This is a genomic window from Butyrivibrio sp. MB2005, assembly GCF_000424285.1.
Taxonomy (GTDB): domain Bacteria; phylum Bacillota; class Clostridia; order Lachnospirales; family Lachnospiraceae; genus Butyrivibrio.
Genome location: NZ_KE384157.1, coordinates 245,299 through 270,657, shown reverse-complemented (window position 1 = coordinate 270,657; position 25,359 = coordinate 245,299). Strand labels below are relative to the sequence as shown.

19 protein-coding genes are annotated in these 25,359 nt (G+C 43.5%); 18 read left to right on the top strand and 1 reads right to left on the bottom strand.

The features are described 5' to 3' along the window. Window positions 1-18 precede the first annotated feature (18 nt). The 3 genes from G610_RS0116205 to G610_RS22425 all read left to right on the top strand — a co-directional run bounded on the left by G610_RS0116205 (window position 19) and on the right by G610_RS22425 (window position 5,187). Window positions 19-1,038, top strand: a complete 1,020-nt coding sequence (locus G610_RS0116205) for a GGGtGRT protein (RefSeq protein ID WP_026495090.1) — start codon at window positions 19-21, stop codon at window positions 1,036-1,038. Between the two features lie 1,033 nt (window positions 1,039-2,071). Next, window positions 2,072-3,553 carry a GH25 family lysozyme gene (locus G610_RS0116190; RefSeq protein WP_026525603.1) on the top strand — a complete coding sequence of 494 codons (1,482 nt, stop codon included), beginning with the start codon at window positions 2,072-2,074 and terminating at the stop codon, window positions 3,551-3,553. Window positions 3,554-3,672: 119 nt separating this feature from the next. Further along, the gene (locus G610_RS22425; protein WP_081667555.1) at window positions 3,673-5,187 is read left to right on the top strand and encodes an AAA family ATPase; all 1,515 of its coding nucleotides are present in this window, start codon (window positions 3,673-3,675) and stop codon (window positions 5,185-5,187) included. On the opposite strand, the gene G610_RS23210 is transcribed toward G610_RS22425, so the two are convergent. Next, on the bottom strand, window positions 5,071-5,727 hold the full coding sequence (locus G610_RS23210) for a YczE/YyaS/YitT family protein (RefSeq protein ID WP_026525602.1): 657 nt from the start codon (window positions 5,725-5,727) through the stop codon (window positions 5,071-5,073). The two genes, G610_RS22425 and G610_RS23210, sit on opposite strands and share 117 nt — an antisense overlap. Window positions 5,728-5,993: 266 nt before the next feature. Here G610_RS23210 and G610_RS0116175 point away from each other — a divergent pair, with 266 nt between their 5' ends. The 15 genes from G610_RS0116175 (at window position 5,994) to G610_RS0116105 (ending at window position 25,346) form a co-directional block, all read left to right on the top strand. Next, window positions 5,994-6,197, top strand: a complete 204-nt coding sequence (locus G610_RS0116175; RefSeq protein ID WP_026525601.1) for a hypothetical protein — start codon at window positions 5,994-5,996, stop codon at window positions 6,195-6,197. Between the two features lie 7 nt (window positions 6,198-6,204). Then, window positions 6,205-8,562, top strand: coding sequence for a sensor domain-containing diguanylate cyclase (locus tag G610_RS22420; RefSeq protein WP_051198066.1), 2,358 nt, complete (start codon window positions 6,205-6,207; stop codon window positions 8,560-8,562). A gap of 21 nt (window positions 8,563-8,583) precedes the next feature. Continuing rightward, window positions 8,584-11,592 carry an ATP-binding protein gene (locus G610_RS22415; protein WP_051198065.1) on the top strand — a complete coding sequence of 1,003 codons (3,009 nt, stop codon included), beginning with the start codon at window positions 8,584-8,586 and terminating at the stop codon, window positions 11,590-11,592. Window positions 11,593-11,624: 32 nt separating this feature from the next. After that, a complete protein-coding gene (locus tag G610_RS0116160) occupies window positions 11,625-12,413 on the top strand; it encodes a response regulator (RefSeq protein ID WP_242829669.1) in 789 nt (262 codons plus the stop codon). A gap of 41 nt (window positions 12,414-12,454) precedes the next feature. Then, window positions 12,455-13,375: an orotidine-5'-phosphate decarboxylase gene (gene pyrF, locus G610_RS0116155; RefSeq protein WP_026525599.1), complete on the top strand. Its 921-nt coding sequence runs from the start codon at window positions 12,455-12,457 to the stop codon at window positions 13,373-13,375. An 86-nt stretch (window positions 13,376-13,461) separates the two neighbouring features. Then, window positions 13,462-14,154 (top strand): orotate phosphoribosyltransferase, encoded by a 693-nt coding sequence (gene pyrE / locus G610_RS0116150; protein ID WP_026525598.1) that lies wholly within the window; start codon window positions 13,462-13,464, stop codon window positions 14,152-14,154. An 8-nt stretch (window positions 14,155-14,162) separates the two neighbouring features. Beyond that, on the top strand, window positions 14,163-14,525 hold the full coding sequence (locus tag G610_RS0116145) for a DUF6142 family protein (RefSeq protein WP_051198081.1): 363 nt from the start codon (window positions 14,163-14,165) through the stop codon (window positions 14,523-14,525). Window positions 14,526-14,534: 9 nt separating this feature from the next. Next, window positions 14,535-17,015: a hybrid sensor histidine kinase/response regulator gene (locus tag G610_RS0116140; protein ID WP_026525596.1), complete on the top strand. Its 2,481-nt coding sequence runs from the start codon at window positions 14,535-14,537 to the stop codon at window positions 17,013-17,015. Next, on the top strand, window positions 17,012-19,687 hold the full coding sequence (locus G610_RS21340; protein WP_051198064.1) for a DegV family protein: 2,676 nt from the start codon (window positions 17,012-17,014) through the stop codon (window positions 19,685-19,687). Before G610_RS0116140 ends, G610_RS21340 begins: the two co-directional genes overlap by 4 nt. 69 nt (window positions 19,688-19,756) lie before the next feature. Next, window positions 19,757-20,257 (top strand): 5-(carboxyamino)imidazole ribonucleotide mutase, encoded by a 501-nt coding sequence (gene purE / locus G610_RS0116130; RefSeq protein WP_026525595.1) that lies wholly within the window; start codon window positions 19,757-19,759, stop codon window positions 20,255-20,257. 41 nt (window positions 20,258-20,298) lie between these two features. Continuing rightward, the gene (gene purM / locus G610_RS0116125; RefSeq protein WP_026525594.1) at window positions 20,299-21,324 is read left to right on the top strand and encodes a phosphoribosylformylglycinamidine cyclo-ligase; all 1,026 of its coding nucleotides are present in this window, start codon (window positions 20,299-20,301) and stop codon (window positions 21,322-21,324) included. After that, window positions 21,318-21,965: a phosphoribosylglycinamide formyltransferase gene (gene purN, locus G610_RS0116120; RefSeq protein ID WP_026525593.1), complete on the top strand. Its 648-nt coding sequence runs from the start codon at window positions 21,318-21,320 to the stop codon at window positions 21,963-21,965. Before purM ends, purN begins: the two co-directional genes overlap by 7 nt. A 74-nt stretch (window positions 21,966-22,039) precedes the next feature. Then, window positions 22,040-23,311, top strand: coding sequence for a phosphoribosylamine--glycine ligase (gene purD / locus G610_RS0116115; protein ID WP_026525592.1), 1,272 nt, complete (start codon window positions 22,040-22,042; stop codon window positions 23,309-23,311). A 98-nt stretch (window positions 23,312-23,409) separates the two neighbouring features. Next, window positions 23,410-24,819 (top strand): SH3 domain-containing protein, encoded by a 1,410-nt coding sequence (locus tag G610_RS0116110; RefSeq protein WP_026525591.1) that lies wholly within the window; start codon window positions 23,410-23,412, stop codon window positions 24,817-24,819. Window positions 24,820-24,971: 152 nt separating this feature from the next. Beyond that, on the top strand, window positions 24,972-25,346 hold the full coding sequence (locus G610_RS0116105) for a GntR family transcriptional regulator (RefSeq protein ID WP_026495074.1): 375 nt from the start codon (window positions 24,972-24,974) through the stop codon (window positions 25,344-25,346). The last annotated feature ends 13 nt before the right edge of the window (window positions 25,347-25,359 follow it).

Here is a 25,359-nt window from a genome sequence, read left to right as displayed (position 1 = left end):
GGTAAGGAGGAAAAAATAATGGCTTTATTTGAATCATATGAAAGAAGAGAGCCCCAGATCCTGGCTTGCCTTAAGGAGTATGGAATCTCTTCCATCGAAGAATGTAAAGATATTACAATGGCAGCAGGCATTGATGTTTACAGCCTCATCGAAGGCATTCAGCCTATCTGCTTTGAAAATGCTAAGTGGGCTTACACAGTAGGCGCTGCTATCGCAATCAAGAAGGGCTGCCGCAAGGCTTCCGAGGCTGCTGCAGCTATCGGTATCGGCCTTCAGGCTTTCTGCATCCCCGGTTCTGTTGCTGACCGCCGTAAGGTAGGTATCGGCCATGGTAACCTTGGTAAGATGCTTCTTGAAGAGGACACAGAGTGCTTCGCATTCCTTGCTGGTCACGAGTCATTCGCAGCAGCTGAGGGTGCTATCGGTATCGCAGAGAAGGCTAACAAGGTTCGTACAAAGCCTCTTCGCGTTATCCTTAACGGTCTTGGAAAAGACGCAGCACAGATCATTTCCCGTATCAACGGCTTTACATATGTAGAGACCAAGTACAACTACTTCACAGGTGAGGTAGAGGAAGTATTCAGAAAGTGCTATTCAAAGGATGCAAATTCACCTCGTGCAAAGGTTAACTGCTACGGCGCTAACGATGTACAGGAAGGTGTTGCTATCATGTGGAAGGAGAACGTTGACGTATCTATCACAGGTAACTCAACCAATCCTACAAGATTCCAGCATCCCGTTGCAGGTACATACAAGAAGGAGCGTACTGAGGCTGGTAAGAAGTACTTCTCAGTTGCTTCAGGTGGTGGTACCGGACGTACACTTCATCCCGATAACATGGCAGCAGGTCCTGCTTCCTACGGTATGACAGATACTATGGGTCGTATGCACTCAGACGCTCAGTTCGCAGGTTCTTCTTCAGTTCCCGCTCACGTTGAGATGATGGGTCTTATCGGCGCTGGTAACAACCCGATGGTAGGTATGACTGTTTCTACAGCCGTTTCCATCGAGGAAGCTGCAAAGGCTGGTAAGTTCTGATCTTCCTAATGAAGGATGTTATAGAGCCCTCACTCCTGTTGGAGTGAGGGCTTTTTCTGTTTGGTTGAGTCATCTTAGGGTATTGGGGATTGTCATAAGAACAGGCAAGTGACTATTTCTTTGACTCATTTCGCGGGCTCTGCCCGCACCCGTCCTCGCCGGAAGGCAGGCCAGCAAGCATGCTTGCTGACCTGGGGGTTAGGATAATCCGAGAACCTTATGCCAAGGAACTTTCGCGGCATAACCTCGCGCGAGTAGTTCAATAGAACATGGAATGCTAGGAATGCTGAGGACTTCTGCGGCGCATCACTGCTCGGAGGCGCTGTGGTATTCCACGGTTTCCTTGACAACGGTTCCGCTCCGAAATTACAGTGGAGGCCTTTAAATAAGTGCGCTGCTAAGAGTGCTAAAGGCGGGATTACATCGCAGAAGCTATTATTTGGATGCATCGCGGTAATTGAAATCTTGGATTACATCGAAGTAGCTTGATTATGGGCTACGCGATGTAATTGAAGAAATTTGAAAGGCTGAATTACATCGGAGGAGCTGTTGGATGGATGATACGATGTAATTTAATAACATGATTACATCGGAGGAGCTTCAGGACAGGCTATGCGATGTAATGTAAGGCGACGAGAAGATTCAAATTACATCGACATGATTCGAAAATGGGTGTTTCGATGAAATTGGATATATTGTTTACATCGACATGGCTTGAAAATAGGCGCAGCGCAGCTTTGATGAGAATAGTTGCTTCGATATGGCTTAGTGACAGGCGCTGCGCAGCTTTCGATAACTTGAATCTCGGTCAAATCTCATTGTGGTTTTTCATCTTAGTAGATATTCTATTCTGTAGACAAAATGATCATGAGGAATCCCTTGCCACAACGGGAGTGTGGGTTTTTTTATTCTTCCAAGCAAGACAAATTCTAAAATCTTTCGAAAGAAAGTACGAAAAGCAGCCCATTTATGCACGCTTTGTGATACAATATAAAATGCATTAAAGTTTTGTTATTGATTCGGGGGTAATTTCATGATTTTTAAGAAAAGGATAGTAGCTGGCATTATGGCTGCATCACTTATTTTCACATCATTACCGGGAGTAAGTGCGAGCGCAGCGACCAAGCTGACTTATAAAGATCTCTATGTTAAGACCATTACATTTGAGAAGAATGCAGTTCTGCCTACATCGGATGCTTCATCATCCGCATCATCGGCGACTACACCTGACGCATCTGGAGCAGCATCAAGCGGTGCATCAGCTCAGACAGGATTTGCGGATCCTACTAATGGAACAGGCGCAGCATCTACAGATGTAGAGCAGCCGGAGATACAGAATGAGACCATTAAGGTTATGAATGGAATGCAGTTCGTCATTTCCACAACCAGATATGGCAAGCTTGTTAACACAAAAAAGAACAGCAAGAACTTCAAGTACAAATCTTCTAATAAGAAGATTGCCAAGGTTGATAAGAATGGTAAGGTAACCACTCTTAAGACAGGTAAGTGTGATATCACAATCACCAACAAATCAGATAAAGAACAGTTCATTCTTCACCTCAACGTTGTTAAGCATGTAAAGGTTAAGAGCATCAAGCTTAATAAGACAGAGAAGAATTTCAAGAAGACAGGTAAGACCTTCACTCTTAAGGCTACGATCAAGTACACCTCCAAGAAGACCGGTGATGTTCCGGTTTGCTGGAAGTCTTCTAATACCAATGTGGCCAAGGTTGATGAGTATGGTAAGGTTAAAATTGTAGGCTATGGACTTGCGTATATTACATGCAGTGCAGGTTCCAATAAAAAATCAGCCAACTGTAAGATAAAGGTCATTGATCCCAAGAATCCCAGCAGAGGATTTGGTGGTGATGGCGAAGGCGGAACAACAGGCGGAAGACCTACCTACAACACAGGTAAGGTAGTAGATATTTCCAGTCATAACGTTGTTTCAGATTGGGAGAAGCTCAGAGAGAATGCAGATGCTGTAATCATCCGTATCGGATACAGAGGCTACGGCTCAGGCAGCATCGTTCAGGATAGCAGCTTCGCAAGCAATGTTTACAACGCACAGCAGTACGGAATTCCTTACGCAGTATACTTCTTTACCACAGCTGTTTCAGAAGCTGAGGGACGTGAAGAGGCTGATTGGATCGCTAACAGAGTAGGCGGAATGAATCTCTGCTTCCCTGTATTTATCGATACCGAGTATTGTAACGGCGAGCACAACGGACGAAGTGATGGATTGTCACAGGGTGCAAGAACTGCAGCAGTTGGCGGTGCTTGCTCACAGCTCCAGGGAAGAGGCCTTGAGGCAGGTGTATACGGTTCCACATGGTGGCTTAATAACCGCGTAGACATGGGCAGCCTTCCTTATAATGTATGGGTTGCACAGTATGGTTCAACCTGTACATATGGCGGAGGAAAGCTCCTTTGGCAGTACACATCATCAGCTCCCGGCTATGGTGTAAAGACAGGCGGACGTGAGTGCTGCGACGTATCCTACTGGTACGACTAATAAAACCGGGCATAGCAGACAAGTCATAAAAAGCACAGTATGTGAAAAAGTTAATATGAAAATCTAAGCCTCAGGTACATCGGTACCTGAGGCTATATTAAAGGTTAAAGGGGAATTACATGAATCAGGATTTGTTGGGGAACATTTATAACGACTTTTTTGGACCGGGGTCAGGCGGAGATGGTAAGCCTCCCGTATTTGATGATCCAAATAAAGAAAAGGAGATTAAAGAGCGCGTAGAGAAGGACTTTAAAAATGAGAAGGACAGCTCCGGTGTTAACGGACCGGAATTATCCTTTGGTGATGAAGGTAAGTCAGCACCGGATAAAAATCCGGATATACTTTCAGGGGAGAAAAAACATTATCAGGATGCTGATGAAGCCTTAAGAGAAGCAAGAGCACTGTTTAACTCAACGCATTTTGCTAAGAACATTACTGAAGGGAATGATACAGGAGCTTTAACACCCCAGAACGACCAGACTCCTCAGTCCGGCGCACCGCAGATGCAGATGGCAACTTCAGCTCCTGTAGAGCCAAAGCCCCAGGAGCCTGAGACAGATCCCATGGATGATTTAAATGCTCTTATCGGTCTTGCCTCTATCAAACATGATGTTAAGGAACTTACAGATTTTGCCAAGGTTCAAAAGCTTCGTAAAGACGAAGGTATGAAGGCTGTTCCTGTTTCACTTCACCTTGTATTTACAGGTAATCCCGGAACAGGTAAGACCACAGTAGCAAGAATCATTTCCAGAATCTACAAGCAGATAGGCGTTCTTTCCAAGGGACAGCTTGTTGAGGTTGACAGATCAGGACTTGTTGCAGGCTATGTTGGACAGACAGCTCTTAAGACTCAGGAAAAAATCAACGAAGCTCTCGGCGGCGTTCTTTTCATAGACGAAGCTTATTCACTTTCTCAGGAGAATGACGCTTTCGGTCAGGAAGCAATTGATACGATTCTTAAAGCAATGGAGGATCACAGAGATGATCTCGTTGTAATCGTTGCCGGCTACACAGAGCCCATGGAGAAGTTCATCAACAGCAATCCCGGCTTAAAGTCCAGATTCAATAAGTACATTGAATTCCCGGATTATTCAATCGATGAGCTTGAAGCTATCTTCAACATGAACTGCAAAAAGTACGAGTACGAAGTGGAAGAGGATACAGCTAAGCACATCCGCGAGATGATCACAGCAAGGAAGCTTGAGAGAACTGAGAACTTCGCAAACGCTAGAGAAGTGCGAAATCTCTTCGAGGAGATCGTAACCAATCAGGCCAGAAGAATTGCAGAGATCGAGTCACCTACAGCAGACGACATCAGACTTATCAAATCTGAGGACCTTATGGAAAAAACAGAGGATGAGACTAAGAAAGATGAAGAACCTGCTGAGGAGACTGCAGAAAATAAAGAAGCAGCCGAAACCACTAACGAATCAATAGAGACTGAAGTGTCAGAGGAGACAGCTGCCGATGTAGAATCTGCTTCAGAAGCAGAGGATGTACAAAACGAAGAATCCGCTTCAGACAGTTCCGAACTTGAAGACGTGCTTCCCGAGGAACTTGCCGACGATAGTGATGGTGGGTCCGAGGAGGAAGACCATCAGGACAGTGGCGATTCTGATCTTGCCACCGAATAAAATAGCGATCAATGTAACAGATCCATCAAATCCCATTCGAACAAATTTGAATGGGATTTTTTTTAGCAATCTTTCACTGATAATAACAGGAAGAGCATCATAAGGTGCAACTCCCATATCGGCATTCATGTAGAAAGACGCTGCGATTACAAAACACAAAAGAGCAAGTGCAAATACGATTGCTCTGTAGGGCCATGTGGTAAAAATATACTCAGGTATTATCTGTTTCCAAAGCCATCCAAAGAACTGAGCTATATATCCGATGAAAACCATGTTTGCTACAGTTCCGGGACCTATAAGGTTCCTTGCATACAGGATTACAAGAATGAAAAGAACCAGATTAAGTCCAAGCTGCCATGTTCCAAGACCGATGCCAAGTCTGTTTGAAAGGGTTACGTTCATGAATGTACAGGGGTCAGTTCCAAGATCAACCTTTATAAGGAATGAGAGGAAAAATCCCATGAGAAAAACTCCAATCGACATAACCGCAAGTTTCTTTTTAAATAACGGATCCTTAGTAAATCTATCTAACAAAGCCATACTGAACCTTCTTTCATACTTGATGTTCACAGCAAACCCGGCACTTCCACAGCCCCGCTTTTGCATGCGACTTTTCTAATTTAGAGCATTTTGAAAATATTGTAAAGTACTAATACTTCCTATACCGGAATTCTTATTTTTGTTATGGGAAGTAATTGTAAAGTATTAGTTAAAGAGTCTTAAAAAACAATTAAATCATTCACAAGGGTTATATGCGCTGCGATTTTTATAGTATTATACAATTACAGATAATAAGGGGAATTTCGATGAATATTTATTTATGTGGCGTTAATGAAACGCTGTCAGAGGCTATAGATAATATCAATAAAAACGATAAAGAAGGCAGAACTTTTGCCTTAGACGAAGAGAAGGACAGGTGCTACGTGGGAGATGAGAAATTCAGGGAAGCGCCTGTGATAATCAATTATCACAACACTTATTATGCACCTACGTTAGTATCTGCAAATTGAGGGGAATATGCTTAGAAACGAAGAAATAGATCAATTGACAGGACTGTCAAATCTGTATTCATTCAGGGCAAAAGCGCAGAAAATGATAGACGATCCGGAGCTTAGGAAGAAGGATCTGGTTATCATCTATTTTGATGTGGAAAATTTTAAAGCCTACAATGCCAAATTCGGTTTTGAGGCAGGAGATCGCTTTTTACAGAATATGTCAAAAAGCATCAAGAAGATTTTTCAGGAGCTTTTGGTTGCAAGATTTTCAGATGATCATTTCGTTGTACTGGCCTATGCTAACTCCATAGAGGCCAGAATTAATGATGTCTACAGAAGAGTCAAGGGCTACAATCCCGATGCAGACGTACAGATGAAGGCCGGAGTCTACGAGCTTGAATACGACGACTCTGATATAAGTATGGCATGCGACAAGGCAAGGATGGCTTGTGCCAGCATTAAAAACAGCTATGATGTCATCGTTCGCGTCTATGACAAAGAGATAGGCAACAGAATAAACCTCGCTAACTACATCATGCATAACGTAAATGAAGCGATACTCAAAGGCTATATAAAGGTGTACTATCAGCCCGTCGTAAGAGTATTAAGCGGTAAAATATGCGGTTTTGAAGCTCTTGCAAGATGGATAGATCCTGAGCATGGATTTCTTATGCCCAGTGTGTTCATTCCTATTCTGGAGGATGCACATCTTATCTACAAGCTTGATGCCTTTGTGGTAAGGCAGGTCTGCGAGGATATTAAAGAGTTTACAGGGCAGGGATATAAAGCATTTCCTGTTTCTGTCAATTTTTCCCGTGCGGATTTCCATCAAAGGGATATGTACCGCGTAGTTAATGACGCGGTTACAAGTAATGATATTCCCAAAAGTCTTATTCATATCGAGATTACGGAAAGCGCTCTTGGAGATGAATCCGGCATTCTTAAGGGTACCATGGACAAATTCAGACAAGGCGGATATCAGGTCTGGATGGATGATTTTGGCAGCGGATATTCTTCATTCAATCTGCTTAAGGACTACGAATTTGATGTCCTTAAATTCGATATGAAATTCCTTCAGGATTTCGCATCAAAACCCAGAGAGACTGCGATTTGGGAAAATATAATAAACATGGCGGAAGAAATCGGCATACAGACTCTGGCTGAGGGCGTTGAGACCCTCGAAACCTGGGACTTTTTAAAGCGCGTTGGATGTGAAAAGGCGCAGGGGTATTTCTTTGGAAGACCCATGAGCAAAGAAGAGGTGGTTGATTATCTTGATGAGTACGGCGAAAAGGCATTAGGAGACAGTTCTGCGGAACCAAGATATCAGGACCTTCTAAATGATGATAATGCGATTTTGCTGGAAGAAGATACTACTGAAACTCTCGAAGAACAAAAAGCAAGTCTGGCAGAGGAACTGTATATGTCCAATTCAGAGATGTACACAAAGCTTGCAGCCAAAGGCTTTGCCGCGCTTTTGGAATACAATTCCTATTCTCAGTTCCAGAAGTATTCATTTTTCATAGTGGCTGATCTGACAAACGATAAGCTTTTAAACCTGCATCTTAGTAAGCAGAGGAAGATTCTCGATAAGCGCTATCGTTCTGAAGATTCCTATGAAGACATGATCGATGAGATTGTAAGAGATACAGTTATTCAGGAAGAGAAAGGTGATGTCTCTACATTCTTTAACAGAGACAGGCTTGTTCTTGCTTATCACAGCGGAATATCAAGCGATGATATTGAATTTCACAGAATCGCCAATGTAAAGGTTGCACCCAGATGGACTCATACCACCTATGAGATAGTGGAGGAAGATGGAAAGCTTGTTGCTTACTTCCTGTCCTTCGATATAGATGAATACAAAAAGTCCAAGGAACTGGTAACGCAGATGGCGGAAAGAGACACCCTTACAGGTCTCTATAACAGGCATACTGCGGTTCCGCTTATCAGAAACAGACTCTACAGACGTCAAAAGGGTAAGGCAGCGATGATCATGATGGATGTAGATGAATTCAGAGATATCAATGACAGGTTTGGACATCTTGCGGGAGATGAGGTCCTAAGGAGAATAGCCGCAAGGCTTGATGAAATTTTTGGAAGAGATGGAATAGTCTGCCATATCGATCAGGACGAGTTCCTTGTGTTCGTGGAAGATGTGGAGGAGAGTGATCTTAAAAACAGAATAGACAGATTCAGCGGTAATGTTTTTGAAGTCAGGTTCCACAACGATCTGATTCCATTTACTGTGTCCTGCGGTTATGTAATTCATCCCGATCATGGAAGAGGATATCATGATCTTTACAGAAAGGCAGATGCAGCCCTTTGCAATGCCAAGAGCCATGGTAACGGTCTTTCACAAAAGTATGATGAGGGTTAAAGCAAAGAGGAAATAAAGAGAATGTCAGAGGCAAGAAAAGAGAGCATAAAAAGGCATTTTGTTTTATTTATAATGCTGACGCTCTGTACGGTAATCACGATTAAAAACAATATCCATATTGATAGCGGCGATGACATGACGACATTTCAGTATTTTGCTGTGTATCTCTTCAAGTTTTCACCTATAATTGTGCTGTCTGCAACTGAAGGTGTTATTCCTTCTATTATTTCATGTCTGATTCTTTTCGTTTCAAAAACAATGGTAAATCAAGAACTTGCCTTTACAACGGCAATCTATATAGTGGGTGGAGCAGTGACCTACTATTGCACTATGGCAGGGATGTTTGCCAAAAAGCGCAAGGCTCTCATTATGATGTTTGTTTATATGGCTCTCTATGGAAGCGTATGGGGCGGCGTACTTGGAATATTGGCAGGCAGGGGATTTATGGAATTTCTGCCATCAAGAAGTATTTTTTATTTCCTGAATGAGTTTCCGGAAGCCTTCGTTGCTGTAGCTATCATATATATTACTTTTGGCATTGCGCCTAATAAGGTTAAGGGGTTGTTCTTCTGTGGCGTTTTCTATAGATCGGATGTGGATCCCTTTAGTAAAAAAATCGCGGATATTCGCAACTCTAAGCTGAGCCGTGCGGTAAGTATGACCATTTCCATACAGGCAATAGTACTTGGTATCTGCGCTGCAGTTTATGCCAACACTCTTATACCCGGTATGCAGAGAACCGCCAATGGTGCGGAGAGTCCTGAGGTCACAGCTATTATTCAGGATATAGACTGGAACAGCGTCAGCAATGCCATCATATTGGAGCAGCACGTAAGTGATATAGAAAAGGTCAGAAACCTGAATTACGGAGTGTTTGTTTTTACCGGGCAGACGCTGATTTTTGATACGAAGCTCATCATGCTGATTCTGATAGTAATTATTCCCATGAGTGTAATTGCCAATCAGTTTGCTCAAAGCAGAATCTCGCAGCCAATACAGAGGGTGGCGGATGCTGTCGGAGCCTTTTATGAATTTGGGGCGTCGAAGCTTGATGATAATCTAAACAGACTGCAAAATCTGAACATTACAACCGGGGATGAGATTGAGTACATGTACCGGACCTTCGTAAAAACGGCGGAGACCATGGTCCAGTATGTAAAAATGATCCAGGCACAAAGGACTTTGGCTGACGAGCTGAGAGCGCAGCAGATGGCCAATGAGGCAAAAACCAATTTCCTATCCAGTATGTCCCATGAGATAAGGACGCCTATCAACGCCATGCTGGGCTTTAACGAGATGATTCTAAGGGAGAGTAAGGATCCTGAGATCACCAAGTATGCGTCAAATGTTAATAATTCCGGCAAACATCTGCTGGGGCTTGTTAATGATATTTTGGATTTCTCCAGAATAGAAGCGGGTAAGACAGAGATCATTCCTGTTGAGTATGACCTCAGTTCCATGATAAATGACCTTATAAATACCACCAAGGTAAGGATGAAGGGTAAAAATCTTGAGCTGAAAACTAATATTTCAACGGAGCTCCCGCTGATACTTATGGGTGATGAGATCAGAATAAAGCAGTGTGCAATGAATCTTCTGACCAATGCCATAAAGTATACCAATGAAGGCAGCATCACTTTTTCTGTTGATCACAGGAAGGTTGATGATGAAACAATATCCCTGAGAATCAGGGTTAAGGACACAGGAATCGGTATCAAAAAAGAGGATATGGAAAGACTCTTTGCTCCCTTTGAGAGAATCGAGGAGAGTAAAAACAGGACCATCGAGGGTACCGGCCTTGGAATGAATATCGTCAAAAAGCTTCTGGCACTTATGGATTCAAGACTTCTTGTCAGCAGCCAGTATGGCCAGGGAAGTGAGTTTTCCTTCAGTGTAAAGCAGAAGGTTCTTAACTGGAATCCCATCGGTGATTTTGCAGCCACCTATGAGGAGACACTTATGGGGCAGGCTACTTACCACGAGAGCTTCCATGCACCTGATGCAAGAATACTTGTTGTTGATGATACCCTTGCCAATCTTACGGTTATCCAGGGACTGCTTAAGTCCACCCAGGTAAAGGTGGATCTTGCTGAAAGTGGCTACGAGGCTTTGGAAAAGGTCTGTGCGAATAAGTACAATATTATTTTCATGGATCACAGAATGCCCAAGATGGACGGAATCGAAACTCTTCATGCCATGAATGAAATGGAAGAGAACATAAATAAGGATGTTCCTGTTTATGCTCTGACCGCCAACGTAATAAGCGGTGCCAGAGAGATGTATCTAAAGGAAGGCTTTGCCGGATACCTGCCAAAACCTGTAGATTCCGCAAGACTTGAAGATACCATAATGAAAAATCTTCCTGAAGAGCTGATCATAAGACCGGGAGAAGGCGGATTTGAAGACATCATTGTTGAGGAGGGAATCAGCAGTGAGGATATGGAAGCTATCGAGATCATGACCAAGCTTGAGGGGATTGATTTTGAAACAGGATCCACCAATTGCGGTGGCCCTTCAGCTCTTAAGAAAGTGGCTACGGACTTTGTTCTTTCAATTGAATCTAAATCCAAATCCATCGAGGATGCATGGAAGTTTGAGGATTATGAGAATTACACCACCTATGTTCACGGACTAAAGAGCAGTGCAAGGGTAATAGGAGCAACGGAGCTTTCTAACCTGGCTGCATACCTTGAACAGTGTGGAAATAAAAAAGATATCGACGAGATAACAAGGCGCACTCCTGAACTGCTTGAGCATTACAGGGCATACAGTGAATACTTAAAGCCCCTTAATACAGCAGATGAAAATAATGAGGAAGAGCTCAAAAAGCCTCTCATCGAACCTGATGAACTTAAGGGTGCATTAAAGAGTCTTAGGGAATTCGTCGAAGGTAACTATTTTGACAGTGCAGATGATGTGGTTTCCATGATGGACGACTATCGGATGCCTGATGATTTTAAGGATACTTACAAAGAGATCAAAAGACTTCTCTCTGCTGTTGACAGAGACGGTCTGTTAAAGCTATTGTAAGAAAGATGTTTGTAAGAAAAGAAGGTGTGAGTATGGATATGAGTATGGATAAAAGAGTACTTCTTATTGGATCACCTAAAAGCTTTATGGTTAATGCCATAGCAAGAGGCTTACAAAACGAAGACTATGAAGTTGTGCAGTGCGAGTTTTCAGCAGGTGCGATCAATAATATAGAGGATAAGCCACAGCTCTATGTTTTATATCTTGGCGACCTGGATTATTCTGATCCGGAAATGAATGGTCTTTCTGTACTGAGATTTTTGGATGATGCCATAGACAAGGAGCATTTCTTCTTATATGAAGTCGGTAACACCGATGAGCTTGCCTATGCAGAGAAGGTATTGTCCAAGATAAAGGTTACAGAGACTTACCTAAGACCCCTTGATGTCAAGATGCTTGCAGGCGATCTTGATATGGCGGTTGAGAACTGCAGACTTGGTGAGGATCAGAAAAAGAAGATTCTGGTTGTGGACGACGACGGCACCATGCTTAGAATGATAAGAACCTGGCTCTCAGTTAAGTATAGGGTTTATATGGCAAGCTCAGGCAAAATAGCCCTCACCTTCCTTCAGAACAACAAGGTGGATCTGGTGCTTTTGGATTATATGATGCCACAGATGGATGGCCCGGAGGTCCTTAAGCAGATAAGGGCCAACAGTGAAACGGCTGACATTCCGGTTATGTTCCTTACATCCAAGAGTGATAAGGAAAGTGTTATAACCGTTGCATCACTAAGACCTGAGAAATATCTATTAAAAACGATGCCTAAGGCAAAGCTTATTCGCGCAATAGACGAATTTTTCTTCGGACCCTATGCGTGAGTACAGCTTACTTTAACTAAATATATTGGAGGAGAACACGTATGATAAAAAGACTTGCAGATGGCATTAAAAGGATGCAGGCACCTATTGTGGTGGGCCTTGATCCCAAGACAGATTTTATTCCGAAAAGGATCCTTGATAAGGCTTTGGCAGAGCATGGAAACACAGCGGAAGCTGTAGCGGAGAGCTTCTTTGAATTCAATAAGGAAATAGTGGATCATATCTATGACCTTGTTCCCGCAGTGAAGCCCCAGGTAGCGATGTATGAGCAGTACGGACTTCCGGGACTTGTTGCTTATCAGAAGACCATCGATTATTGCCATGAAAAAGGGCTTCTCGTAATTGCCGATGTAAAAAGAGGCGATATCGGTTCCACATCTGAGTCATACGCCCTTGCACATCTTGGAGCATCAAAGGTTGGCGATACTCTGGTTAAGGGCTTTGATGCTGATTTTGCAACAGTTAATCCCTATCTTGGTTCAGACGGTGTAAAGCCTTTTATAAATGTATGTAACGAGTTCGATAAGGGGATATTCGTACTTGTTAAGACTTCCAATCCCAGCAGCGGAGAGTTACAGGACAAAATCTGTGACGGCAAGCCTCTCTATGAGACAGTAGGTGCTTTGGTTGAGAGCTGGGGTCAGGAATCCATGGACGGCGATTACAGTAATGTAGGCGCTGTTGTAGGTGCTACATATCCTGAGATGGGTAAGGTACTTAGAGATGTTATGCCCCACGCCTTCATCCTTGTTCCCGGCTACGGAGCACAGGGTGGAAAAGGTTCAGACCTTGTTCATTTCTTTGATAAGGACGGACTTGGCGCAATCGTTAATTCCTCAAGAGGAATCATCGCAGCATGGAAAAATGAGAAGTACGGCGATCCTTCTAAGGAGCTTATTGGCGAAGCAGCTAGACTTGCGGTTCTCGATATGAAGGAAGATATAAACAGCGCACTTGGCTGATAATGTACGAATACTTTATACAGCTGATTTATGTTATAATTTTGTGTGCTTATAAATAGAAATTTTTCAAAGGAGTTTTGTTAAAAATGGAAAGCTACAAAGAAGAATTTATCAATTTTATGGTGGACAGCAATGTTCTTAAGTTTGGAGAATTTACACTTAAGAGCGGACGTAAATCCCCGTTTTTCATGAATGCAGGTGCCTATGTAACAGGCTCACAGCTTAGAAAACTGGGTGAATACTATGCAAGAGCAATTCATGACACCTATGGTCTTGAGTTTGACGTCCTTTTTGGACCCGCTTATAAAGGAATACCGCTGACAGTAGTTACCTGTGTGGCTATCAGCGAATTATACGGAAGAGAGATCAGATACTGTTCTAACAGAAAAGAAATAAAGGACCACGGCGATAAGGGAATCCTGCTTGGAACCAAGCTGCGTGATGGCGACAGAGTTCTTATCATCGAGGATGTTACTACATCCGGTAAGTCCATCGAAGAGACTGTTCCGATTATCCGCGAGCAGGCTGACGTTGATATCGTAGGTCTTATGGTGTCTCTTAACCGTCAGGAGAAGGGACAGGATTCTGACATGAGCGCTCTTTCAGAGATCCGTGAGCGTTATGGATTTGAGGCAAATGCAATCGTTACCATGCAGGAAGTGGTTGAGTGTCTCTACAACAAGCCGATAGACGGAGAGGTTATCCTTACCAAGGATATCAAGAAGGCTATCGATGAGTATTATAAGGAGTACGGAGCAGCTGACGTTAAGTTTGGCTGATGATGTTTATGGAGGAGTCAAGGAAAAGGAAAAAGATTAGATTAAAGCTGCCGGTCAGGCGAAGAGACCGCTATGTTTTCACGGATAAAAAACATCCGGAAAAAGGCGTCTTTTCGGCGGCGCTTGGTCTGATCTCCCTTGTGACGATCATCTATGCGGTGGTTCTGTCATTTAGAAACGGAGGTCAGGCTCAGGCGAAATCTGCGGTGGCTGTTCTGATCTGCATAATATATGCAATAGTGGGGCTTGTACTGGGAATAATGTCCAGAATGGAGCGAGATATTTTCAGATTCTTCCCGCATCTAGGTATTATACTTAATTCTATCTCACTTCTTTTTATGGGCGTGTTACTGTTTCTTGCATTTATGTGAGGTGCAAATATGAACAGAAGCCAAAAGGATGAGGAAAACCAAAGATCGATACAGCTGGTACTGCTTTTATGCTACCTGATGTATACGATTGGTCTTGCCATTGCTGCAGTTACAAGAGGCTGGGAGATGTGGACTATCCCCGTTATGTTTTTGGGTGTGGCCATCTCCTGGAGCCTTTATTCCACTGGGCATTTTGAGTTCAGGTTTCGTATTTATATCTACGCAGGTTTTATTTCACTTGCGACTTTCTTCTATGGTACGCATTCTGATGCATTGTACCATTCTGCTTTGATAATAGTTCTGGCTATGTTGCTTTTTTCTCTTACAGAGGATAAGGCATCACTTCGAATTCTATTCGTGACATATTTAATGCTAATTGCATATCATCTTCTCCTTATAATTCTGAAAAGGGAAGACAGTGGTAATTTCTTTTCATCCATAACACTGTTAAATTTGCTGGCTGTGATGGTATCCAACAGAGTTGCAGGTTATGTGTGTGAAATCTTAAGTGCATCCCGCGGTGTGTCGGATGATCTGGAGAGACAGCTTGGTGAAATGAAGCAGAAGTCCGAGGACTTCATGGCTAATGTGTCCCATGAGTTGAGAACCCCCATCAACGTTGTTATTGGTCTGTCATCAATTCTGATAAAGGATGAGAAGGTTGACCGAAAAAAAGCAGACCTTAATGCCATTCAGAACGCAGGTCGAAGACTATTTGGACGAATCGAAGATATTCTTGACTATACTGAGATAGATACGGACAGTATCACTATTTCTGATGATGAATATCATATTTCTTCCATAATCAACGACGTAGTCACAGAGTACAGGGAGACTTATGGACAGACTGCCCCTGAGCTGGTGGTAGATATGTGTGCCAATATTCCTGCGAGAATGGCAGGAGATGCACTAAAAATTAAGAGAATCATAAGACACGTCGTAACCAATGCAGCCAAGTTCACTGATGAAAACGGCTGTATCTTCCTCAAGGTTTTCACAAGGAAAAAGAATTATGGTGTAAATCTGTGTATCGAAGTAACTGATACAGGTATCGGTATGTCGGAGGAGGAACTGCGACGGGTAACCGCGGCTGCCTATCAGGCTGATTCCGGAAGAAGCAGAAGAGTAGAAGGTATCGGTCTTGGACTATCCATCGTCTACGGTTTTGTCAAGGAAATGGGCGGCTTTGTCCATATAAAGAGTGAAAAGAAAAAGGGAACCAAAGTCAGCATCAGTATTCCTCAGAAGGTTATTGATGATAAGCCAAGCGTAGTAGTGGACAGATCTGCCAAGATTACAGCGGCATGCTATCTGAAAACTTCCAAATACAGAAGCCCTGCAATTCGTGAATATTATATTGCAATGCTAAGATCCTCATTTAACGATCTGGGTATGCCCTTTAACTTTGTAACAGAGCTTGATGCTCTTAAGTCCTTAGTTGATACCGGCAATATCACTCATATTTTCACGGCGGAGGAAGAATACTCAGAGCAGAAAAAATATATTGAGTTTATTGGCAGAGATATAGATATAGTTGTTTCTGTATCCCCTGACTTTAGAATTCCAAGAGATAGCAATGCAACCTTTGTCAGAAAGCCTGTATTTAGTCACTCTCTTGTAAGTGCCATAAACAGAAAGCTGGCCCTTTGGGAGTTTGATCCTGAGGTCAGCGGCAAGAGGCTTACCTTCGAGGGCGTTAAGGCTCTTGTAGTCGATGATGAAGAGATGAACCTTATTGTTGCAAAGGGTATACTTGCAGGCTATGGCATGGATGTAACCCTTGTACGCGGCGGAATGGAAGCCCTTCATGAGTGTGAAAAAACAAGATTTGATGTTATTTTCATGGATCACATGATGCCGGATGTTGATGGTGTTGAAGCAATGAAGCTCATCAGAAAACATTACGGAACTGATGACCATACTATGATAATAGCCTTCACTGCAAACGCAGTAAGCGGTGTCAGAGAGATGTTCATGAAGGAAGGCTTTGATGAATTCATCGCTAAGCCCATTGAAAGTTCTGAACTGGAGCGTGTTCTTAAGAAAATTCTGCCCTCTACCATGTGGCAGTACAAGGCAATTGAACAAAGTGAAGACTATGAATATTCCTTCTCGGATATCGATACAAGTATCGCTGAGAGATTCACAGTCCTTGATGCTTCAGAAGGTATCAGACTCTGCAGAGGCAACGAGGGCTTCTTTGGTGAGGTTCTTGAAGAGTTCATGCGGGATTCTGAGGAGGTTATGGCAGAGCTTCAGGCATGTTATGAGAAGAAAGACTGGACTAATTACAGAATCATCCTGAATGGTCTTAAGCTGTCAGCCAGAATAATCGGAGCTGAGGAATTATCAAGAGAAGCCCAGGAGATTGAGAGGGCTGCCGCTGAGAAGTGGGATGCATATATTATCGCAAACCATGATTCAATTGAGAAAAGAATAGAAGAAGTCAATGCAGACATATCCAGAGTATATGGAGGTAATGCATCATGATTATACAAAGGCTTTTTAACAACGTAGAAGACCATAACAAAAGCCTCCAGGAGAGAGTGTTTGTCATACTTACCTTTATAGGAATGTTATCGGTATTCCTGCTGATTTTTATCGGAATGATCATGGGTGACAGTATACTGAACACTCTGGCTTTGATTGCATGCTTTTTTGGATTTTTAGGTGTAATAATTTTCTCTATTAAGAAAAGACGTGTACAGACAGGTGCCACCATAATCGGTCTGGTTCTTATCGTTTTTCTGCTGCCCCTTTCATTTATTTATGGCGGCGGAATCTATGGCGGATCACCTCTTTGGTTCATCTTTGGTTTTGCCTTTATCGGAATGACTGTTGCCGGCAGAAGAAAATATGTGCTTATGGCCATAGGCGCAGTAGCTATGACGGCATCCTATTATCTTGCTTACATGTATCCTGAATATGTTGCAAGTCACACGATTTTAGCGGCACATATGGATTCTCTTATAAGTAATCTTATTATAAGTATTCTGCTTGTAGTAATGATCCTTTTTGAAAACAGAGTCTACATTGCAGAGAATAAGCTTATTGAGAGACAAAAGGAAGAAATTCAAAAGCTCTCACAGTCCAAGAGTAATTTCTTCTCCACTGTGAGCCACGAGATCAGAACGCCCATTGATACCATGGTAGGCTTCAATGAGCTTATTATTCGTGACTCCGATTCTGAGGAGATTACTGAGAACGCACTGAATATTAAAAGTGCAGGAAGACTGCTTCTCAATCTTGTTAATGATGTCCTTGATGTAGCCAAGCTCGAATCAGGCAAAATGGAAATCGTGCCTAATGAATATGATGTTGTAAACATGCTGGCTGAGACCATCAACATGACCTACGAGGAGGCTCATGAAAAGCGGCTTCAATTCTTTGTGGACATAGATCCCCTCACTCCGAAGGTTCTTATCGGTGATGATATCAGAATAGAGCAGATTCTTATCAATCTGATAAATAACGCCATTAAATATACCAATGAAGGAAGTATCACCTTATCGCTTCGTACCAAGACTGCAAACTCCGGCGAGATAATGCTTGTCTTTTCCGTTGAAGATACAGGTATCGGCATCAAAAAGGATGCCATTGCTCATGTATTCGATGAGTTTAAGAGAGTAAATGAAAACGGCGCCAAGGATGTAATGGGTACGGGACTTGGACTTACCATTGTGAAGATGCTTACTGATCAGATGAATGGTGAGATTCAGGTGAACAGTATCTATACGAAGGGATCAAACTTTGTTGTTACCATTCCCCAGGAGGTTGTTAAGAGTGAATCTATAGGCGAGGTAACTCTTGAAGATCTGAGACATAAGAAGCTGGCAACTGAGTATAAGCAGAGCTTTGAAGCTCCGGGTGCGAGAATCCTTATAGTAGATGATAATCAGATGAACCGCGTAGTCACAAAAAGGCTCCTTCGCGATACCAAGATGGAGATTGATGAAGCAGGAAGCGGTCAGGAATGTCTTGAAAAATGTGCCAATATCCAGTACGAATGCATTTTCATGGATCAGGTAATGCCTGAGATGGACGGTACAGAGTGCCTTAGACAGATAAAGCAGCAGATGGGTGGTATGAACAGAGAAACTCCCGTAGTTGTAATTACTGCCTTTACTTCCGGTGATGATCAGGCCAAATTCCGTATGGCAGGCTTTGACGGTTATCTTTTGAAGCCTATCAATGGTGAGATGCTTGAGAATACGCTCCTTAGAATTCTTCCTGCCGACCTTATCAGAAGAACAAGGCCTACAGACCCGGATGCAGCTGTAAGCAAAAAGGGAAGTCTGCATAAGGATAAGCTTCCTATCCTTATTACAACTGAGAGTATCTGCGACCTTCCTGCTGAGATTGTTGAGAAGATGAGACTGCCAATAATTCCTTTTTCTATCAGGAATAAAAACGGCTCCTTCATAGATGGTGTCGAGACAGAGACTGAAGGTGTACTTGAATATATTTCTGAAAACGGAAATGAGGATCTTTTTGCAGAAAATCCATCTGTTCAGGAATATGAGGAATTCTTTGCTTCAAGACTTGATGAAGCAGATAATGTAATTCATATCAGCATGTCCGGAAAAGCCGGAGGTGCTTATCATGTTGCCATGGAGGCAGCAGCTTCCTTCGACAGGGTTCACATCGTGGATTCTGAGTCACTTTCCTGCGGCATGGGACTTTTGGTGCTTGAAGCTCAGAACCTTGTCCAGACAGGAATAAGTCCTGCAGAATGCGTACGTCAGCTGGATAAGATAAAGAAGAGAATACATACGAGTTTCCTTATAAACAATATTGATTACCTCGTTAAGCTTGGAAGAATCAATCCAAGGATGAAGGGGATGAGCCGCATATTTATGCTTAAACCGGGCATTCTTTTCAGAGACGGAAGAGGAACTCTGCTAAGAATGTTTATGGGTGCTTCAGGCAAGACCAAGAGGCGCTATATCGGCATGCAGTTTGATACCGGCAGAAGCATTGATAAGAGAAGATTGTTCATAACCCACACGGGTTTGTCTGCAAATGAGCTGGATGACATTATCAGATGGGTTGGGGATGAGATGGTTTTTGATGATGTTATTGTGCAGAAAGAGTCGGCTGCCAGTGCTGCAATCCATGGCCAGGGCGCCTTTGGAATTATCTTCATGTATGAAGACGAATAAGGTTGAAAGTCGTCTGTATATTGTGGTATAAAAGTTAGGGTAAAAAACAATAATTTCGGAGGAGAAACTATGGCAAAAGTTGGGATAGTCATGGGCTCTGATTCAGATATGCCTGTTATGTCAAAAGCAGCGCAGATTCTGGATGAGCTCGGTATTTCTTATGAAATGAACATCATTTCTGCACACAGAGAGCCTGATGAGTTTTTTGAGTATGCAAAAAGCGCAGAATCCAAGGGCTTTAAAGTAATCATCGCGGGAGCCGGTATGGCGGCGCATCTTCCCGGTATGTGTGCAGCTATTTTTCCCATGCCAGTTATCGGAATTCCTATGCACACCACATCTTTGGGTGGAAGGGATTCTTTATACAGTATTGTACAGATGCCTACCGGTATTCCGGTTGCAACTGTTGCAATTAACGGAGGAGCCAATGCAGGACTTCTTGCTGCCAAGATTCTTGCTACATCTGATGATGAGCTCCTTGCGAAACTCAAGGATTATTCAAACGGATTGAAGGAACAGGTCGTTAAAAAGGACGCCCACCTTCAGGAAGTTGGATATAAGAACTATTAATTAAATATTGAAGAACCAAATCGGAGGAAAACATGTCAGAGCTGAACTACAAAAATGCAGGGGTGGATATCGAAGCTGGTTACAAATCAGTGGATATGATCAAAGGATTTGTAAAGGAGACCATGAGACCGGAAGTACTTGGAGGTCTTGGTGGATTTTCCGGAGCTTTTTCCCTTTCAAATATTAAGAACATGAAGGATCCCGTTCTTTTATCGGGAACAGATGGCGTAGGAACCAAGATTAAGCTGGCATTTTTGCTGGATAAGCATGACACTATCGGAATTGACGCTGTTGCAATGTGTGTAAACGACGTTATCTGTGCAGGTGGTGAGCCACTGTTTTTCCTTGATTACATAGCATGCGGTAAGAACTATCCCGAGAAGATAGCTCAGATCGTAAAGGGTGTGGCAGAGGGCTGTAAGCAGTCTGAATGCGCACTTGTAGGCGGTGAGACCGCTGAGCATCCCGGTCTTATGCCCGAGGATGAATATGACCTTGCAGGCTTTGCTGTAGGTGTTGTTGATAAGGCAGATATGATCGACGGAAGCACCATTAAGGCAGGCGATACACTTATCGGTGTTGCCAGCAGCGGAGTTCACAGCAACGGTTTTTCTCTTGTTCGTAAGGTTTTCGATATGACTAAGGAAAGCCTTGAGACATATTATGATGAGCTCGGAACTACTCTTGGTGAGGCACTTCTTGCTCCCACAAGAATCTACGTGAAGATGCTCAAGCAGATCAAAAAGGATGGCATTACCGTTAAGGGCTGCAGCCATATCACAGGCGGCGGTTTCTACGAGAACATTCCGAGAATGCTTCCCGATGGCGTAAGAGCTGTTGTTAAGAAGGACAGCTACGAGGTTCCTGCACTTTTCAAGCTCATGCAGAAAAAGGGCGATCTCGATGAGGACATGATGTACAACACCTACAATATGGGTCTTGGTATGGTACTTGCTGTTGACCCGGCAGATGCAGAGGCTACACTTGCAGCAATCGAGGCTTCAGGCGAGAAGGGATTCATCGTAGGTAGCGTAGAGGCAGGAGATAAGGGAGTTACATTATGCTGAGAATAGCTGTACTTGTTTCCGGCGGTGGTACTAACCTCCAGGCGATTATAGACGCCATTGATAATGGAACGATTACAAACACCGAGATATCCATGGTGTTTAGCAATAACAGAAATGCTTTTGCCCTTGAAAGAGCAGCAAAGCATGGCATTAAGACGAAGGTACTTGTACCTAAGGAATTTAACAGCAGGGATGAATTTAACGAAGCTTTCTATGAGCTTCTTGTAAAAGAGAATCCTGACCTTATTGTACTTGCCGGCTGTCTTGTGGTAATACCTGAGAAAATAGTTAAAGCTTTCCAGGGCAGGATTATCAATATACATCCTTCACTCATACCTTCATTTTGCGGAACAGGCTTCTATGGCCTTAAGGTTCACGAGAAAGTTCTTGAGAGAGGTGTCAGAGTCTCCGGTGCCACGGTTCACTTCGTGGATGAGGGCACAGATACAGGTCCCATTATCCTTCAGAAGGCTGTTTACATCAGACCGGATGATACTGCTAAGACGCTTCAGCAGCGCATTATGGAACAGGCTGAATGGAAGATACTTCCAAGAGCCATTGATCTTATAGCAAACCATAAGGTCAGGGTTGAAGACAATAAAGTGATTATTGAAGGATATGATACTGATTGGTTGATATAATTCTCATCCGGATGCCTTCGTCCTTTTTTAGGGGAGAAGGTGCCTAAAGGGCGGATGAGGGGTAAGGAGCGAAGATGAAAGTTTTGATTGTTGGCGGAGGCGGCCGTGAACACGCCATAGCAGAAGCTGTTTCCAGAAGTAAGCACCTTGATAAGCTTTACTGCGCACCCGGTAATGCCGGAATTGCAGAGTATGCAGAGTGTGTTCCGATTACTCCCATGGAATTTGATAAGCTGGTTGCATTTGCTAAAGAAAAGCAGATTGACCTTACTATAATCGGAATGGACGATCCCCTTGTTGGCGGTATCGTAGATGCTTTTGAGGCAGAGGGACTTAGAGTATTCGGACCTCGTAAGAACGCAGCAATCCTTGAAGGAAGCAAAGCTTTTTCCAAGGACCTTATGAAAAAATATAACATTCCCACAGCTGCTTATGAGACCTTTGAGGATCCTAAAGAAGCTCTTGAATACCTTAAAACAGCAAAATTCCCTATTGTTCTTAAGGCTGACGGACTTGCCCTGGGAAAGGGCGTTCTTATCTGTGAGACCTTAGAGGATGCTGTAGCAGGTGTTCGCGAGATTATGCAGGATAAGAAGTTCGGTGATGCGGGCAAGAAGATGGTCATCGAAGAATTCATGACAGGCCGTGAGGTTTCAGTGCTGTCATTTGTTGACGGCAAGACCATAAAGCTCATGAGCTCAGCTCAGGACCACAAGCGAGCAGGAGATGGCGATACAGGTCTTAATACCGGCGGAATGGGTAACTTCTCACCCAGTCCCTTCTATACAGATGAGGTTGATGCTTTTTGTAAGGAGCATATCTATCAGAAAACTGTTGACGCCATGCGCGCAGAGGGCAGAGAGTTTAAAGGTGTAATTTTCTTCGGTCTTATGCTCACAGATGATGGTCCCAAGGTTCTTGAGTATAATGCGAGATTCGGCGATCCCGAAGCTCAGGTTGTTCTTCCAAGACTTGAAACCGATATGATTGAAGTCTGCGAAGCTGTAATCGATGGCAAGCTTGATGAGATTGATCTCAGATTTGAGGATAAGGCTGCGGTTTGCGTAGTTCTTGCATCCGAAGGATATCCTGTAAAGTATGAAAAAGGTAAAGAGATAACAGGTCTTGAGAACTTCAAGGGCAAGGATGGATATTACTGCTTCCATGCAGGCTCTAAGTTTGAAGGCGACAAGATCGTTACCAACGGGGGAAGAGTTCTTGGCATTACAGCTAAGGGAGATACTTTGGCAGAAGCCAGGAAAAAGGCTTACGAAGCTACAGAGTGGGTAAGCTTTGAGAATAAATATATGCGTCATGATATTGGCAAGGCCATAGATGAGGCATAAGATAAAAAACCACTAATTTTAGAAGAATCAGGGCATTATACTCCAAGATATGGTATAATCCTTGTAGATTAATGAAGTTAGTGCAGGAGGTTGAAGGTATGATTAAGAGAAAAATGGGGAATATGGCTAGGTCCATGGCCATAATCTTTTCAGTGTGCACTTTGTTTGCAGCGTCACCGATCAGTGCTCTTGCAGCTACAGGAACGGTAACATCATCAAATGTTAAGGTTCGTGCGGAGGCAAGCACAGCATCTGAGCAGGTTTCAAGCCTTGATTCAGGTGATAAGGTAGATATTATAGAAGAGACTACTGATTCTCAAGGATATGTTTGGTACAGAATTTATGTAAATGGTAATGAATACGGATACGTTAGAAGTGATCTTGTTTCCAAGTCCGGTTCAGTCAGCAGCTCAGAGAACAAGAGCACAGCATCTCTTCCCGAGACGCAGGTTACAGCTACAGAGTCACAGCCTGCTACAGTTACAGTTGCAAGCGCCAATGTAAGAGGCGGTGCAGGTACAGGATATGATACAGTAGGCACTGTGAAGAACGGCGACACCGTAACGATCACAGGTGAAGCAAACGGCACAGATAATAAGAAATGGTATCAGATAAGCTTTGGCGATAGCGGAAGAACAGGTTTTGTAAGATCTGATCTTTTACAGATCGGCGCAGCAGCTCCTGCTGAAGAAACAGCAGAGGGTGAAGGCGGCGAGGTAGCAGAAGGCGAAGGCGGTGAAGTTGTTGAAGGCGCTGAGGGCGCTGAGGGCACTGAAGGTGCAGAGGGCGAAGCAGCAGAGCAGCCCGCTGAAGAGCCTGACAATTCCGGCATTTCAATTGATACAGTAGGTAACGGTGAGTTTTCACTTGCATATAAGGATGACGGCACAGGTACAGATGCTTGGTATCTCTATGACAACGTAGAAGGTACACAGGTTAAGCTCAATGACCTTCTGAATTATGCTACAGAGGGACAGCAGACAGGTGCTCTTAAGAAGCAGGCTAACAGCCTGAAGGTTGCACTGGTAGTTATGGCTGTAATCATTGCCCTGATGGTTCTTGCAATCCTTCTCCTTATCTTCAGACTTCGTGATTATATGTATTACGATGATGAAGAGCAGGTTGAGAGTGCCGGCAATAAGAGAAAGAGTCAGTATGATGATCTTCCCAAGAAGGAAGACAAGGCTCGTGCATCAAGAGTATCTCCCGAGCGTGAGAGCAAGGGCAGAACAGTAGCAGACAGCAGAAGACCTTCTACTCCTGTTACTCCTTCCCGCGAGAGAAAGAGCGCTCCCATGGGAACAGCTGATTCACTTAACTTTGGTGATAAGCCTGAGAGAAGAGAGCGTCCCGCTGACAGGAAGCCCGTGCAGCCTGCAGCAAGACCTGCAGAGGATGAGCCTGTAAAGAGCCGTCCCGCACAGAACGGCAGGAAGCCTCGTAACTTCCTTTTAGAGGATGACGATTTTGAATTCGAGTTCCTTGACCTCGATGATGATGACAAATAAATCATGATATGATAGGCCGACCGGTTTTCGCTAACCGGTCGGTTTTTTATCATACGCGCGAGGATTTCGCAAGCGAAATCCTATTTTATTTTAATTGACTTTATAGCCTTGTCTGTTATACTTGATATATCACAGCAACGGAAGGAGGCATCATGATAATACAGATTGATTTTAACAGTGATGAAGCTATCTATGTTCAGCTCTGCAATCAGATTATTTTGGGCATTGCCACGTCTCAGTTCCGTGAGGGAGATCAGCTTCCCAGCGTACGTCAGCTTGCAGATACCATTGGAATAAATATGCATACGGTTAACAAGGCTTACTCGATTTTGCAGCAGGAAGGCTTTGTGAAGATTGACAGGAGAAGAGGTGCCATTATTGCAACTTCTCTGAACAAGCTTGAGGCCCTGAGGGAGGCACATGATATGCTCAGTGTCGTTCTTGCCAGAGCTACGTGTAAGGGAGTTTCAAGACAGGAGATACATGAACTGATTGACGAGATATATGCAGATTACGGTGACATTTAATATTTGACAGGAG

Excerpts from the sequence above, each read along its gene's own strand:
- G610_RS0116110 (WP_026525591.1), top strand. The coding sequence starts at position 23,410 with ATGATTAAGAGAAAAATGGGGAATATGGCTAGGTCCATGGCCATAATC.
- G610_RS22415 (WP_051198065.1), top strand. The coding sequence starts at position 8,584 with ATGTCAGAGGCAAGAAAAGAGAGCATAAAAAGGCATTTTGTTTTATTT.
- pyrE (WP_026525598.1), top strand. The coding sequence starts at position 13,462 with ATGGAAAGCTACAAAGAAGAATTTATCAATTTTATGGTGGACAGCAAT.
- G610_RS22425 (WP_081667555.1), top strand. The coding sequence starts at position 3,673 with ATGAATCAGGATTTGTTGGGGAACATTTATAACGACTTTTTTGGACCG.
- G610_RS0116190 (WP_026525603.1), top strand. The coding sequence starts at position 2,072 with ATGATTTTTAAGAAAAGGATAGTAGCTGGCATTATGGCTGCATCACTT.
- G610_RS21340 (WP_051198064.1), top strand. The coding sequence starts at position 17,012 with ATGATTATACAAAGGCTTTTTAACAACGTAGAAGACCATAACAAAAGC.
- G610_RS0116105 (WP_026495074.1), top strand. The coding sequence starts at position 24,972 with ATGATAATACAGATTGATTTTAACAGTGATGAAGCTATCTATGTTCAG.
- G610_RS22420 (WP_051198066.1), top strand. The coding sequence starts at position 6,205 with ATGCTTAGAAACGAAGAAATAGATCAATTGACAGGACTGTCAAATCTG.
- G610_RS0116160 (WP_242829669.1), top strand. The coding sequence starts at position 11,625 with ATGGATATGAGTATGGATAAAAGAGTACTTCTTATTGGATCACCTAAA.
- G610_RS0116175 (WP_026525601.1), top strand. The coding sequence starts at position 5,994 with ATGAATATTTATTTATGTGGCGTTAATGAAACGCTGTCAGAGGCTATA.
- purN (WP_026525593.1), top strand. The coding sequence starts at position 21,318 with ATGCTGAGAATAGCTGTACTTGTTTCCGGCGGTGGTACTAACCTCCAG.
- G610_RS23210 (WP_026525602.1), bottom strand. The coding sequence starts at position 5,727 with ATGGCTTTGTTAGATAGATTTACTAAGGATCCGTTATTTAAAAAGAAA.
- G610_RS0116205 (WP_026495090.1), top strand. The coding sequence starts at position 19 with ATGGCTTTATTTGAATCATATGAAAGAAGAGAGCCCCAGATCCTGGCT.
- purD (WP_026525592.1), top strand. The coding sequence starts at position 22,040 with ATGAAAGTTTTGATTGTTGGCGGAGGCGGCCGTGAACACGCCATAGCA.
- pyrF (WP_026525599.1), top strand. The coding sequence starts at position 12,455 with ATGATAAAAAGACTTGCAGATGGCATTAAAAGGATGCAGGCACCTATT.
- G610_RS0116145 (WP_051198081.1), top strand. The coding sequence starts at position 14,163 with ATGGAGGAGTCAAGGAAAAGGAAAAAGATTAGATTAAAGCTGCCGGTC.
- G610_RS0116140 (WP_026525596.1), top strand. The coding sequence starts at position 14,535 with ATGAACAGAAGCCAAAAGGATGAGGAAAACCAAAGATCGATACAGCTG.
- purE (WP_026525595.1), top strand. The coding sequence starts at position 19,757 with ATGGCAAAAGTTGGGATAGTCATGGGCTCTGATTCAGATATGCCTGTT.